General features: G+C 69.9%; 11 protein-coding genes. 6 read left to right on the forward strand and 5 right to left on the reverse strand.

The genetic code is table 11. The features are described from left to right. Nucleotides 1–25: 25 nt before the first annotated feature. Both OP04_RS21125 and OP04_RS21130 read right to left on the reverse strand, forming a co-directional pair. Nucleotides 26–1,426 (reverse strand): MFS transporter, encoded by a 1,401-nt coding sequence (locus tag OP04_RS21125; protein WP_232323677.1) that lies wholly within the window; start codon nucleotides 1,424–1,426, stop codon nucleotides 26–28. Between the two features lie 629 nt (nucleotides 1,427–2,055). Next, nucleotides 2,056–2,595 (reverse strand): AAA family ATPase, encoded by a 540-nt coding sequence (locus OP04_RS21130; RefSeq protein WP_051798480.1) that lies wholly within the window; start codon nucleotides 2,593–2,595, stop codon nucleotides 2,056–2,058. 491 nt (nucleotides 2,596–3,086) lie between these two features. Between OP04_RS21130 and OP04_RS21135 the strand changes: the two genes are divergently transcribed. Both OP04_RS21135 and OP04_RS21140 read left to right on the forward strand, forming a co-directional pair. Continuing rightward, nucleotides 3,087–3,725 carry an HD domain-containing protein gene (locus tag OP04_RS21135; protein ID WP_033341496.1) on the forward strand — a complete coding sequence of 213 codons (639 nt, stop codon included), beginning with the start codon at nucleotides 3,087–3,089 and terminating at the stop codon, nucleotides 3,723–3,725. Nucleotides 3,726–3,760: 35 nt separating this feature from the next. Beyond that, nucleotides 3,761–4,717 carry a GlxA family transcriptional regulator gene (locus OP04_RS21140; RefSeq protein ID WP_033341497.1) on the forward strand — a complete coding sequence of 319 codons (957 nt, stop codon included), beginning with the start codon at nucleotides 3,761–3,763 and terminating at the stop codon, nucleotides 4,715–4,717. A gap of 284 nt (nucleotides 4,718–5,001) precedes the next feature. Here the strand turns inward: OP04_RS21140 and OP04_RS21145 are convergent, their stop codons facing one another. The 3 genes from OP04_RS21145 to OP04_RS21160 form a co-directional block, all read right to left on the reverse strand. Further along, nucleotides 5,002–5,754, reverse strand: coding sequence for a hypothetical protein (locus OP04_RS21145; protein ID WP_033341498.1), 753 nt, complete (start codon nucleotides 5,752–5,754; stop codon nucleotides 5,002–5,004). An 86-nt stretch (nucleotides 5,755–5,840) separates the two neighbouring features. Beyond that, nucleotides 5,841–6,797 carry a hypothetical protein gene (locus tag OP04_RS21150; protein WP_157240124.1) on the reverse strand — a complete coding sequence of 319 codons (957 nt, stop codon included), beginning with the start codon at nucleotides 6,795–6,797 and terminating at the stop codon, nucleotides 5,841–5,843. Nucleotides 6,798–7,493: 696 nt separating this feature from the next. Beyond that, nucleotides 7,494–9,017, reverse strand: coding sequence for an AraC family transcriptional regulator (locus tag OP04_RS21160; RefSeq protein ID WP_198153917.1), 1,524 nt, complete (start codon nucleotides 9,015–9,017; stop codon nucleotides 7,494–7,496). A 103-nt stretch (nucleotides 9,018–9,120) separates the two neighbouring features. Here OP04_RS21160 and OP04_RS21165 point away from each other — a divergent pair, with 103 nt between their 5' ends. The 4 genes from OP04_RS21165 to OP04_RS21180 are packed head-to-tail and all read left to right on the forward strand — an operon-like array spanning nucleotide 9,121 to nucleotide 14,055. Further along, nucleotides 9,121–10,971 (forward strand): siderophore-interacting protein, encoded by a 1,851-nt coding sequence (locus OP04_RS21165; RefSeq protein WP_033341502.1) that lies wholly within the window; start codon nucleotides 9,121–9,123, stop codon nucleotides 10,969–10,971. A 23-nt stretch (nucleotides 10,972–10,994) separates the two neighbouring features. After that, nucleotides 10,995–11,981, forward strand: coding sequence for an ABC transporter substrate-binding protein (locus tag OP04_RS21170; protein ID WP_033341503.1), 987 nt, complete (start codon nucleotides 10,995–10,997; stop codon nucleotides 11,979–11,981). Next, the gene (locus OP04_RS21175; protein ID WP_232323678.1) at nucleotides 11,978–13,009 is read left to right on the forward strand and encodes a FecCD family ABC transporter permease; all 1,032 of its coding nucleotides are present in this window, start codon (nucleotides 11,978–11,980) and stop codon (nucleotides 13,007–13,009) included. The genes OP04_RS21170 and OP04_RS21175 overlap by 4 nt, the downstream gene beginning before the upstream one ends. Then, the gene (locus OP04_RS21180) at nucleotides 13,006–14,055 is read left to right on the forward strand and encodes a FecCD family ABC transporter permease (protein ID WP_033341504.1); all 1,050 of its coding nucleotides are present in this window, start codon (nucleotides 13,006–13,008) and stop codon (nucleotides 14,053–14,055) included. Before OP04_RS21175 ends, OP04_RS21180 begins: the two co-directional genes overlap by 4 nt. The last annotated feature ends 7 nt before the right edge of the window (nucleotides 14,056–14,062 follow it).

The raw sequence follows: 14,062 nt of genomic DNA on the forward strand, positions 1-14,062 counted from the left end.
CCTCATCGGCCCGGCAACCGGATCGCTAGTGGACGCCCGCGCCGACCGGCGCCTGCCGGGCCGTCTGTTCCTCGGTGGAGCGCATGACGACGAAGGCGATGACGACGCTGATCGCGGTGAGCGCCGCCGCCCAGGCAAAGACGACGCGGTAGCCGTGCATCCCCGCCTCCGCCGGCGCACCGAGGTGGCCGGCTACGGCGTCGGCGAAGACGGTCGACAGCACTGCGATGCCGATCGAGCCGCCGACCTGCGACGCGGTGTTGAGCATGGCGGACGCGACGCCCAGGTCACCCCACGAGACGCCGAGCGTGCCGGTGGCGAACGTCGTCGTGTAGAGCAGTCCGGCACAGACACCGACCAGGACCAGGCCCGGCAGCACGCTGAGATAGCCGGACTCGGCGTCGATCAGCGCGAGCGACGCCATGCCGGCGGCACCGAGGGCCAGGCCGCCGACGATGAGGTTGCGGGGGCCGAACGCCGGCAGGAGCGTGCGTCCGGCGACGGCGGACACGACGAGGATCGTGATGTTGAGCGGCATGAAGGCCACGCCGGCGCGCAGCGGTGAATAGTCGAGGTTCTGCTGGAAGAAGAAGGTGAGGAACAGCATGACGCCGAACATCGCGATGCCCAGCGCGGCGCTGGAGAAGTAGGCGCCGCCGCGGGTGGCGTGCCAGACGATGTGCAGCGGCAGCAGCGGGTCCTTCACCCGCTTCTCGATGAGGACGAAAACGGCCAGCAGGATCGGCCCGGCGGCCAGCACGCCGACGGTCACCGCCGAGTCCCAGCCGCGGGTCTCCGCCGAGGAGAAGCCGAAGACGACGGCGAACAGGCCGAGCGTGCCGGTCACCACGCCCGGCAGGTCGAGCGTGGGCCGAGGTGAGCCGCCGGTGTCGCGTCCGGCCCGTGCGCGGACGGCGACGATCGCCAGCACGGCGGCCGGCAGCGCGAACAGCAGGTTGACGTACATGCACCAGCGCCACGACAGCCATTCGGTCAGCGCGCCGCCCAGCAGCAGCCCGATGCCGGCGCCCGACCCGGCGAGGGCGCCGAAGATCCCGAACGCCTTGCCGCGTTCCGCCGGGTCGGTGAACGTGGTGGACAGGATCGCCAGCGCGGCCGGTGCGAGCAGGGCGGCGAACAGGCCCTGGCCGGCGCGGGCGGCCACCAGCAGCGTGAAGCCGCCGGCGGCGCCGCCGACCGCGGAGGCGGCGGCGAAACCGAGCAGGCCGGTCACGAACATCCGGCGGCGGCCGAACAGGTCGCCGAGCCGGCCGCCGACCAGGAGCAGCGAGCCGAACGCCAGCGCGTACGCGGTGACGATCCACTGCCGATTGTCGTCGCTGAACCGCAGGCCGGCCTGGGCCGACGGTAGTGCGATGTTGACGATGGTGGCATCGAGCACCACCATCAGCTGCGCGACACCCACCGCGGCCAACACCAGCCAGCGGGTCGCATGCTGTGATTCCCGAGTCCCGAGGGCACTCACTGAACAGGTCTCCTAGCGTCGGACGTGGGGCAGGCAGAGCCCACCCCATCGATTGGGGTGGTCTTCGCCCTTGCCCTGGCGCCACGACCGAGGAGAGCAGCGACAAGCCGGGAGACCCCGGTAAAGGCCAGGCCGCTGAAATCCTCACCGCACCGGCCCGGATTCGGACCGCATCGGCGACAGGGAGGCTAGCAGTTCCCGGACGCCCGAAGTCAAATGGCGCATCCGACTGGCCGGCACCGCCCACCTCGACGATCAGATCCTCCCGGGTACGCGGTCACCTCGTCCGTGATCGTCTGGGCGGCGAATCCGCGCGCGACGCGGCAGATCCAGCTCTGGCTGTCCGGCTCGCTCGGCTGTGCCGCCGGGGAATCGCCGGCCTACGCCGTACCCACGCTGGTTGTGATCTTGATCGTGCTTGTCCCGCATGCGCGAGTGGTCCGAACCGCACTGAGACGGTGGTCTGCGGCCCGTCGTCCTATGTGGTCGTCGGTGCGGACGATCACGGTGCCTGGACCGGCGTGGCCAGATCGATTCGAGTGTGGTGCGGGCGCATCAGTGTGCCGATGCTAGGTAATGTCTCGATCGCCGTAGGCAAAGTCGCCCTGACGGTAGCGAGACAAGATCCTTGCAGCCATGTCCTCCGGAGTCCCCTGCGGCTCGATGATCAGGTGCCGGGCGTCGATACGGGCTTGCTCGAACTGTTCGTGCATGTAGCGCGTGCCGGGCTCGTCGTCACGGTTGCCCTCCCGGGTGGTGACCCTTTGCACGCAGCGCTCCACCGAGGGCAGCAGGGCGGCGTAGTGCAGGTCGTGCAGTCCTGTGGCTTCGAGGAAGGCCGGCAGGAACCATGGCCCCATGACTCCGTCGAAGACGGCCTCGTATCCTCCCCGGGCGAACTGTCCGGCCGCCGCGCCCGAGGCGCGGATGACCGTATGGTTCTGATCCTTCGCCTCCGGCCGCCACGGTTCCTGCGCGCCCTGGTCCAGGAATCGGAAGAACGTGTCTCCGCGGATCAGGACGCTTGGTGAGAGACGCGAGGACACGATGGCGCTGACGGTCGACTTCCCGGCTCCGGGTGGCCCGGCGATGACGAGCAGAGTGGACATGCGGCCCTGTGTATCCGCATCGCACGGCCTTATCAAGGCAGTATCGGGACCGCCGTCCGGCCGCCGCCCAGCTTCGCGAGGACCGCGTCCTGGAGGAAGACCGCGCTGTCGGCGGGGATCCGCTGCACCTTCGGCCTCACTGCCAGACCTGCCCTGCGCCACGCGAAGGCCGCCTGGCCGCACGCCGGGTGACCGGAGCCCGCGGGTCGCAGAAAAACTCCGACCGTCGAGCCCCTGGAGTCTCGCCGGCCCTGCGGGTAAGGGACGACGAACGCCGGGGTCTCCATCAAACCCAGTGCGGGACAGCCGGCCCGCGGAAACGCGGTCGTCTCCGGGCCCCTGACGAAACTCTCGGAGGGCGGTAACCGAGATTACCGGGCCACACACCGTCGTTGCGGCTGGTGACGCGCGCCGACGCGGATGTCCGGATCTGTGGGATCGCGGTCCGCCGGAGCGGGGCCGGGAAAGGCCGGGCGGACGATTCTTGGTGCATGTCCGAGACCATTGCCGGGATCAGCATCCCGGACACCGCGCTCGTCCGCGAGGCCACCGAACTCGTGCGGGCGGCGGCCAGCCCGCTGCTCTTCCATCACTCCCGCCGGGTGTTCCTCTTCGGCAGCCTGAAAGGGCGCCACCGCGGGCTCACCGCCGACCCCGAGCTGCTGTACGTCGGCGCCATGTTCCACGACCTCGGGCTGACGCCGCGGTATCGGCGCACGGACCAGCGGTTCGAGGTCGACGGTGCGGATCTGGCCCGCGACTTCCTGCTCGGCCACGGGCGTACGCCCGCCGAAGCCCGCGCCGTGTGGCTCGGGATCGCCCTGCACACCACGCCCGGCATCGCCGAACACCTGGAACCGGAGGCAGCGCTGGTGACCGCGGGCGTCGAGACCGACGTGCTCGGATTCGGGCTGGACGAGATCGGCGACGACGACCGGGCGGCGGTGGTCGCCGTACACGATCGCACGCAATTCAAGGACGGCATTCTGGCCGCTTTCGCCGACGGCATGCGGGAACGCCCCGGCACCACCTTCGGCACCATGAACGACGACGTTCTCGCCCACTTCGACCCGGACTTCGCCCGCCAGGACTTCGTCGAGATCATCCGCGCCAACGCCTGGCCGAGCTGACACTCTTCCTCGCGGCCGCGGCATAGGATCATCCGATGGGGGGCAGGGTCACCGCGCTCGTCTTCGACGGCATGAAGCTGCTCGATCTGGCCGGGCCGTTCGAGGTGTTCGCCGAGGCCGCCAAGTTCGGAGCGCACTACCGGCTCGAGGTCCGCTCGGCCGACGGGGGGACCGTCCGCACCTCCACGGGACTGCCGGTGGAGGTCGCCGGGGACGTCGCGTCGGCGTCCGACGTCGGCACCGCGCTCGTGATCGGCGGGGATCGCCTGGCCACGCAGCCGATCGAGCCCGCGCTCACCGAGGCGGCCGCGGTGCTGGCGGGGATCTCCGGCCGTACGGCCTCGATCTGCACCGGCGCCTTCGTCCTGGCCGCTGCCGGCCTGCTCGACGGGCGGCGGGCCACCACCCACTGGCAGCACGCACGGCTGCTCGCGGCCGCCTACCCGAAGGTCCGGGTCGAGCCCGACGCGATCTTCGTGCGGGACGGGGACGTGTTCACCTCGGCCGGGGTCTCGGCGGGCATCGACCTGGCGCTGGCCCTGGTCGAGCACGACCACGGCGGGGAAATGGCCCGCGCGGTCGCCCGGTCGCTGGTGGTGTTCCTGCAGCGGCCCGGCGGCCAGTCGCAGTTCTCCCCGTCGCTGTCGCTGCCCCGGCCGGTCCACGAGGTGCTGCGCCCGCTGACCGATGCGATCGCGGCCGACCCGGCCGGCGACCATTCACTGCCCGCGCTGGCCGCCCGCGCACATCTGAGCCCGCGCCACCTGACCCGCCTGTTCCGGCAGGAACTGGACTGCACCCCGGGCCGCTACGTCGAGGACGTCCGGGTGGACGCCGCCATGCGCCTGCTGTGCGCCGGAAGTTCCGTCACCGACACGGCCAGGCTGGTCGGCATCGGCAGCCCGGAAACCCTGCGCCGGATCTTCGTGGCCCGCCTCGGCGTGTCACCGCGGGCGTACCGGGACCGCTTCGCCACGGCCGGCCACCGTTAGGGACCCGCCGGACACCCGTTGACATGCGAAGGCGCCGGAGAAGACTCCGGCGCCGATAAGCTATGTGTACGGTCGATGTGGACTATCCGGCCGAACCTTCCGCGCCGCGTCCCGTGCCGTACTGCATGATCGAAGACATGACTGGCCCTTACCGTTATCTTCGGGAAATTACGCCGATGGTCGTCGACGTCGTCCGTCCCTGTGTGGTGACCCTTACCGGCTTATCTTAAACATGGATCGGGTGGTCCCGTGCGAAGCGCGCTAATCCGGCTGGAGTTTCTCGGTCAGGAGCGCCAGGCAACACGAAGATCCCACTCATATTTGGCACGCTGTGCGGGGGTGTCGGCGGTCCACACCGCAACCAGTCGCCCGTCCTGGTCCGCAGCGAAATTGGTGGCATGGCCGCGCCGGGCTCGCTCTTGAACGAATGCTGATTCGGCTCCCGGGTGCAGAATGAATCGTACGGTGAAGCGGCCGATCGGGAACTCCCGCACATCGTATCGGAATACGTCGATTCCTGTGGAGCGCAGGGAATTCCAGATTCCGCCAGGCATGTCGTAGGACAGCTCCCAGGTCACGGTCTCGTCGGTGGCCGGGGGTGTGAAGACGACGGCACCCCGGCCTGCTACCTCGCGTAGGGGGCGCCAGTCCGCCGATACCTCCTCGTCGTCGACCCGTAGCCTGGGCAGGACGGTGACCCGGCCGGCGCCGGGCTCGGCGTACGGCGTGATCAACGTGAGCTGGCGTTGGCGTACCTCGTTGTGCGGCTGCGTCGATCGGCGCTCGTACACCTGGTCGTCGTCCGCGGTGGCGCCGATCACCACGGTCAGCTCCAGATCCTCGGTGTAGTCGCGCATGTCCGCGGGCACGTCACCCTCGGTGCGCCTGTCGGCGGTGGCCGGAGTCGCATCACCTGATCGGAGCCCGGTGTGTCGTGGGCGAGTGAGGTGGGCCGGCGCCACGAGAAGGATCGTAAGGATGAGCAGGAGGATCGCCATCTCCCGGAAGCCGAGGGCGAACGCGACCGCGACGTTCACGAACGCCGCCGCCGTCGCAGCCGGCCACGCACCGGCGGACGCTGCGCCGGCCAGTCTGGATGTCAATGCGCGCAGTTTCCGGTGAGTCATGGTCTTGGCCTGCCCTCGGGCTTGAGTTCCAGGTGCCAGTGAATCGGACTGGTCGACGAGTCCGCCTGTCCGAGCAGTGTGGAGACGTCGTCGATGCAGAAGGAGTAGTTCCGGGCTGGTCCGTGCGGCCCGCCGTTCTCCGTAACCGGACGCCGGAAGTGCTCGGATGGTCCGCTGACGATCAGCTCTCCCATCGCGATGGGCACCCGGAAGGTAATTGTCACGCGCTGGAGCGGGCTGCGCCGGTTCGAAGGGTCGTCCGCGCTGACGCGCGGCAGGTTCCACACGAACGGTTGGACGCCCTCCCGGAGTACGTTCCAGTACCCTGGTGATTTGTACGCGGCGACCCACTCGACGCTGTCCCTCGGTGGCGCGAACGCTATGAGCGCGCTCGGTGCCTTGTCGTTCTGCAGCCGGATGAACTTTGCGAACTGCGGGCTGCCCTCGTCGCCCGCGCGTCGGATGCGGGTGATGTGCAGATCGATGTCGTCCCAGTCCAGCGTGTGCTCCCGGCCCCGGCTGAACGCGTCGAATTTGCCCCAATAGACCACCGGCCCCTGGTCCGGCGTGGTTAGGTGCCACTCTTCCACCAGATCCTCGTCTGGGTGTCTGCCGATGTCGAACGTGATGCCGCGTGTGTCGTTGTACGGCTGATGGCTTCCGAAGGTCGCCTCCAGGACGCCCTGCAGTCCCTGGATCTCCTTGGTGAGAGCCACGGCTTTCCTCCGCCCATGTGATCGGCCTGTGAGGAACGTGGCGAGCGGGAGGCAGGTTGCGATGACGATCCCTGAGATGACCAGTCCGGCGGTCGTCGGCGTTTCGACTGTGAGGATCTGGATGGCATTGGCCAGGGACCCGCTGATCGCTGCCGCATACGGCCCGTACTTTCGGGCCGTTTTCCACCGGGCGGCGGCCGTCGATGACGGGCGGGATCCATTGTGGGGCGGCGTCATGGGGTGTATCCGGGCGTATTCGGGGTGTGGGTGCCATCACTGGCTCCTCCGGGATCTCTGACCAGATATGGCCACCGCTGGAGCGTTCGATGATCGTGAAGTGAATGAATGTCGAATCGGAGCATCAGTATGAATTCTATGAACTGGCCCGGCCAGATGCATATGTCGTAAATGCTGCTCGATGAAGGCGTGACCCACGTTCGAGTGTCGGCCCATCGGGCCTCTTGCGCTGCCGCTACGGGGGATTGTCGGCTGGTGGCTGCAATATCCGAATCATATCGACAATCAAGTTCAATCTGGCGTTCCCGATGTGCAGCCCCACGATCGTGACGATGTTTCCACCCTTGGAGGGCATGAATCGCGTGATTCATCGTTCGCCATCGGGATCGATGCAGACGACGCTCTGCTCGGCGGCATCCTCGCGGGCTGGCTCCACTCCCGTACCGCGGCGCCGGGCGGTACGGCTTGCAGGTATCGGACGGTGATCGCCATCGACGGCAAACGCTGCACGGTGCCCGCCACGACCACACGCCAGGTCCACGTGCTGTCCACTCCCGACACGCACCCCCACCTGACCATCTCGCTGCCCGCCGGCTAGGCCGCCGCCCGAGACCTTCAAACCTGGAGCCGTCAGTACTGGCATCGAGAATCGCCTGCACCACGACCACGATGGGCTGCTGGCGTACGAAATGTGGGTCAGGCTTTCTCGCGCTGCTGGTAGTCGCGAGGTGGCAGGCCGTGGAAGCGGGTGAAGGCGGCGCTGAAGGTCGGCAGGTGGGCGTAGCCGACGCGGCGGGAGACGGCGCTGGGTGTGGCACCGCCGGCGAGCATGTCCCGGGCGATGCGCATGCGGGCGGCGTAGCACCACCGGGCGAAGCTCATGCCGGTCTGTTCGCGGAAGGCCCGATGGAGATCGGCCGGCACGTCGGGCCCTGACCCGCCGGATGTACCGAGGTGGCGCAGGTAGTCCATGGCGGCCGCCCGCGCCGGCGCGCCGGTCGGCATCGGCAGTGACAGTGCGCGCTGCGCGGCGACCTGATCGGCGAACAGGCCGGCGATGTGACCGGGGTCGTAGTCGTCCGGGCGCAGGGGAGTGCGGGCGCTGATCGAGCAGAACATCAGGTAGTCGTCCCACGCGGGCGGGAACTGGACCTGCAGCGGCTCGGTCAGTTGAAGGTCGTCGGTGCCGGCGTTCCCGAGCGGCAGCGAGATCGAGTTCTCGCGGACGCCCGTGGTGTGTTCGGCGCCCGCGGGGATCCAGGTCGCGACGCCGCGTTCCTGTTCGTAGCGGTGGTCGCCGATGTCCAGGTATCCGCTGCCGCGGTACGTCCAGATGAGCACGTGGACGTTGTTCGTGTGCGACGGCGTGCGCGCCCCGGGCAGCATGTCGGGTGCGGCGGGGGTGTCCTGCGCGCGCATCATCCGCATCAGGTCGTCGGCGTGCCGGGTCAGCCCGCTCGCGACCGGCCGGGCGGCGAGGTTCCGGCTGAACTCGTGCGGCGTCAGCCCGAACTGCTGCTTGAACGCGCGGGTGAAACCGTTGTGGGTGGCGAAACCGACCCGGGCCGCGACCTGATCGACGCCGTGGCCGGCGGCGATGTGCGCGACGGCCGCGCTCAGCCGGCAGCGCAGCCGCCACTGTGCGAAGGTCAGCCCGGTGTCGCCGCGGAAGTCGCGGAGCAGGGTGCGCGGGCTGGACAGCACCCGTGCGGCCCAGGCGGCGACGGTGAGGTCGAGCGCGGGATTCCGCAGCAGTTCGTCGGCCACGTCCCGTGCCCCGCCGGCTCTCGGCATGACCGGCGGATCGGGCCGCGCGAAGCGGACCGGTCGCTTGCCGGGGCCGCGGAGCAGTTCGACGAGCGCGTCCTGGGAGTATCCGTTGCCGGACAGCGGCGTGACCATGAGGTTGAAGCTCTGGATCAGCCAGTCCTGCCAGCCGTCGGGCACCACGAATCGTCTCGGCTCCGGCAGGGCCCCGGCCGTGATGGCCGGATGGGTCAGCAGCGGGAAGGCGACCGTGCCCGGCTCGGTGTCGACCGCCCAGTGGCTGCCGCCGTTCGCCGGGATCCAGACGCCCTCGCCGGCGGTGAGGTGGAAATCCGGGTGGCCCTCCATCCGGACGCGGGCCGCGCCGGTGCGGACCCAGAGCAGGAGGTGCTCGGGCTGATCCCACAGGCCGCTCGACCGCACCCGCGGGGGCACCGGTGGATCTTGATTCACGTCCTAACTATATGGCGATCTACGCACACCATGTGAGGTTAGGATTGCCTAACATTACCTGCTGATGGTGGCGTGTGGCCCCGTCGGAAGGACTGACCCCAGCATGCCGAAGACCTCACGCCGGATCACCGTGCACCCGTTGACCTTGCGAGAGGTCGAGGTCGTACGCGTGCGGGACCTGACACCGGGAATGCGGCGGATCACGCTGGCCGGTGCGCAGCTGCGCGCGTTCACCTCCGCGAACGGCTTCACCCAGCCCGCGTTCGGCTCGACGGGCTTCGACGACGACATCCGGCTGGTGTTCACCTACCCCGGCCAGGACCGGCCGGTGCTACCCGTGCAGCAGGAGAAGGGCCTGGACCTGCCGAAAGACCCGCGGCCGCTGTCGAGGTTCTACACCGTGCGCCGCTGGGACCCCGAGACCGGCGAGCTGGACGTCGACGTCGTCAAGCACGGCATCGGGATCGGCACCACCTGGGCGTACCGCGCCAGGGTCGGTGATCGTATCCACTTCTTCGGCCCGAGCTCGTCACGGGCGCTACCGCAGGACGCGGACTGGCTGCTGATCGCCGGCGACGACACGGCGCTCCCCGCCGTCGCCCGCCTTCTCGAAGAGCTTCCCGAGGGTACGCGCGCGCAGGTGTTCATCGAGGTCGCCGAGGAAGGCCACCGGCAGAGCCTGCGTGGACTACCCGGCGTCGAGGTGACCTGGCTGGTGCGCGACGGTGGCGAGACCCGTCTGGTGGACGCGGTCCGGAACTGCGCCTGGTGGGACGGGCAACCGTTCGCGTGGCTCGCCGGGGAACAGGCGACCGTGCGTGACCTGCGGCGTCATCTGGTCGAGGACCGAGCGGTGCCCAAGGGAGACGTCGAGTTCATCGGGTACTGGCGTCGCGGCGAGGTCGTCGCGCTGGAGAACGACGGGGCGGTCCCCGATCCCGCGAGGACGAGAACGCCGTTCGAGAAGCTCCACGATCTGACCGAGCTGATCGCTCCGGTGGCGATCCGTACCGCCGTCGAGCTGGGCATTCCCGAGCTCATCTCCCGCGGCGTGACCGCGGTGAAAGACCTGGCCGTCAAGGCCGACGCCGACGAGCGGGCGCTGGGCAAGCTGCTGCGCTACCTGCACGCCCTGGACCTGCTGACCGAGACCGCGCCGGGCCACTACGCGCTGACGACGGTGGGTGAGGTGCTGACCGTCGAGTTCATGGCCGACTTCCTGCACCCCGCCGGCGTGGCGGGACGCGAGATGCGCGGCATCCACGGGCTCACCGAGTCGATCCGCACCGGCCGGTCGTCGTACGCCTCGGTCACCGGGCAGACCTATTCCGAGGTCCGGGCCGAACAGGACTACGAGGACCGCTACCTGGAACGACTGGCGAAGTTCCAGACGGCGCTGGCCGCACCGATCGCCACGTCCGGCCTCCTCGACGGGGTCCGGCACCTGGTGCTGCACTCCGGCGGCGCGGGCGCCCAGGCCCGCGAGTTCGTCGCCGCCCACGAGCACCTCCGCGTGACGATCTGCGCGCTGCCCGCACAGGCGGACTGGCTGCGCCGCGACCTGCCCGACACCATCCCCGACGCGGAGCAGCGCGCCCGGGTCGGCGTGGCCGCGCAGTCCGTCTTCGAGCCCAGCCCGCCGGCCGACACCGTGGTCGTCATCCGCGCCTTCAAGACCCTGCCCGACGCCGACGCCGCCCACGCGCTGCGGCGGGCGGCCGAGAACCTCCTGCCCGGCGGCCGGGTGCTGCTGGTCGAAGACCTCCTCGACACCGACGACCTCGACGAGCACGACGGCGAGGCCGACCTGCTCGCCCTCGCCGTGCACGGCTCCGGCGTCCGTACCGCCGCCGAGCTCGACGACGTCATCTCCCGTGCCGGGCTGGTCCGCACCACGGCACACACCGTCGGCTGGGGCACCACGGTCCACGAACTGGTGCCCCACCCCCAGTGATGAAGAGAAAAGAGAACGAACCCATGGTGATGACACCCCCGAGACGGCGCCGCGCGGCCCTGACCGCCGCACTCCTGAGCACGGCGCTCGTCCTCACCGCGTGCGGCGGCGACGCCGACGAACCCGCCGAGGCCGCCGCCACCACCCGCAGCGTCACGGCCGGCAACGGCACGATCGAGATCCCCGCCGCGCCGCAGCGGGTAGCCACGATCGGCAACACGACGCTGCCGTTCATCGACATCGGCGGGAAGCCGGTCGGCGTCACGGCCGAGTCGGAGTCCGACGTCGGGCTGCTGCCCGCCGACCAGCAGGCGACGTATGCGGCGGCCACGATTCTCGCGGCCAGCGCCGACGAGGTCGACATGGAGAAGCTCGCCGGCCTGAAGCCGGACCTCATCCTGACGCAGATTCCCGACGCCGAGTTCGCGCTGATCGAGAAGCAGCTGGCGGCGATCGCCCCGACCGTGTTCTTCGGGCTCGACACCGAGTGGAAGGCGCTCGCCGGCGGACTCGCGGAGGCCGGCAACCTGACGGAACGGTTCAGCCAGCAGAAGGCGGAGTTCGAAGGCAAGGTCACGAAGATCCAGCAGACGTACGGCGGGATCGCCGGCAAGACCTCGTTCGTCGACGTCACCCGCTGGTCCTCGTCCGATCCCGGCACGTTCGCCATCGCGGACATCGGCTGCTCCGAGATCGCCAGGGACGACATCGGCCTGGACTTCCCCAAGGCGGCCGCCGGCGCCGACCCCCTCGCCTGGACGGCGCTGCCGTTCGAGCAGATCGGCAGCCTGTCCACGTACGACGTGATCACCTACCCGGTCGACGCCCAGGGCCGGCCCACAGCGCCGTTCGCGCCGGTGGTCGAGACCAACACCTGGAAGGCGCTGCCCGCCGTGAACGCCGGTCGCGCGCTCGGCGTCTTCTGCCCCGGCAACAACTCCTACGGATCCGTCGTCCGATACCTGGACTCGCTCGACAGCGCACTGGCGAGCCTGCCGGCCGATAAGTGACCCTGAAGGAGGGTCCGGGCACCGCGACGGTGCCCGGACCGCGCCGTCGTCCGCTCGGCCTGATCGTCGCGCTGCTCGTGCTGGCCGTCCTGCTGCTGCTCAGCGTCTTGATCGGGTCGACGCGGATCCCGCCGTCCGTGGTGTGGGACGCGCTGTTCCACTCGTCGGCCGGCATCGACCAGTTCGCGATCCGCGACTACCGGATGCCACGCACGATCGTGGGCCTGGTCGTCGGCGTCGCGCTCGGCCTGTCCGGCGCGTTGATCCAGGCGCTCACCCGCAACCCCCTGGCCGACCCGGGCATTCTCGGCGTCCACGCCGGCGCGTCCTTCGCGGTGACGGTCGCCGTGGGGCTGCTCGGCGTCCGCGACATCCGGGGCTACCTGTGGTTCGCGTACGCGGGGGCACTGATCGTCACGCTGATGGTGCTCGCACTCGGGTCGACGCGGCAGGGCTCCTCACCGGTGGTCATGGTCCTCGCCGGCGTCAGCGTCGCCGCGGTGCTCGGCGGCGCCAGGGAAGCACTCCAACTGACCGACCCGGACGCCTTCGACGCGATGCGGTCGTGGAACGCCGGATCGATCGCGGGCCGCCCGCTGGAGGTGGTGTGGCCGGTCCTGCCGTTCCTCACGGCCGCGGTCGTGCTGGCCTTCGTGGTGGCCGGCCCGCTCAACGCGATGGCGCTGGGCGACGAACTGGCGGTGGCCCAGGGCGTGCGCCTGGCGCGCACCCGCGCCCTCGCGATCATCGCGCTCACCCTGCTCGCCGGCGGTGCGACGGCCATCGGCGGACCGATCGTGTTCGTCGGTCTCATGGTCCCGCACGTGGCCCGCTGGATCACCGGCCCGCACCAGCGCTGGATCTTCGCCTACAGCATCCTGCTCGCCCCGAGCCTGGTGCTGGCCTCCGACATCCTCGGGCGAATCGTGATGCGGCCCGGCGAGATCCCCGTCGGCGTCGTCACCGCCTTCGTCGGCGCCCCGGTCCTCATCGCGCTGGTACGGCGGAAGAAGGCGAGCGGACTGTGAGCACCCGGGTGGACTTCGGGCGGCGCATGCTGACGGTACGGCGCGGGCAGATCGCGGTACGGCTCGAGTGGCGTGCGGTCATCGTCTGCACGGTGCTCGTGCTCGCGGCCGCCTGCCTGGCCGTGCTCGCGCTGATGACCGGCACCTACCCGCTCGGCCCCGGGCAGGTGATCTCCGCGCTGACCGGCGGGGAGACCGGGCTGGTGCACGACATCGTGGTCGAGTGGCGGCTGCCGCGGGTGGCCGCCGCGCTGGTGTTCGGCGCCGCGCTGGGGACCAGCGGGGCGATCTTCCAGTCGATGCTGCGCAACCCGCTCGCGGACCCCGGCATCATCGGCTTCTCCCAGGGCTCCTACACCGGCGCACTGATCGTGATCCTGCTCGTCAACGGCAGCTACGCGAGCGTGGCCGGCGGCGCACTGCTCGGTGGGATGGCCACGGCCGTCGGCGTGTACGCGCTCGCGTACCGGCAAGGGGTGCAGGGTTTTCGTCTGATCGTCGTCGGCATCGGCGTGTCGGCGATGCTGGGGTCGCTGAACACCTGGCTGATGCTCAAGGCCGAGCTGGACCAGGCGATGGCCGCGGCGGCATGGGGCGCCGGGTCGCTCAACGGCGTGTCGTGGGATCAGGTGGTCATCGGCGGCACCTGCGTCCTCGCGCTCCTGCTGCCGGCCGGGATGCTGAGCCGGCCGATGCGCCAGATGGAGCTGGGTGACGACACCGCAGCCGCCCATGGGGTACGCGTCCCCGCGGCACGCCTCGGACTGGTCGTGGTGGGCGTGGCACTGACGGCGACGGTCACGGCGGCGACCGGACCGATCGTGTTCGTCTCCCTGGTCGCACCGCAGATCGCCCGCCGGCTCGCCCGCACCGCGGGAATCACGCTCACCCCCGCCGCCGTCGTCGGCGCGCTGCTGTGCCTGGCAGCGGACTACGTCGCCCAGCACATCGCCCCGACCCCGCTGCCGGTAGGCATCATCACCGTCATCCTCGGCGGCGGCTACCTCGGCTGGCTGCTGTTCACCGAGGCCAGGAAACGCCTCTGACCATGAC

This window comes from Catenuloplanes japonicus, from assembly GCF_000717135.1.
Taxonomy (GTDB): Bacteria; Actinomycetota; Actinomycetes; order Mycobacteriales; family Micromonosporaceae; genus Catenuloplanes; species Catenuloplanes japonicus.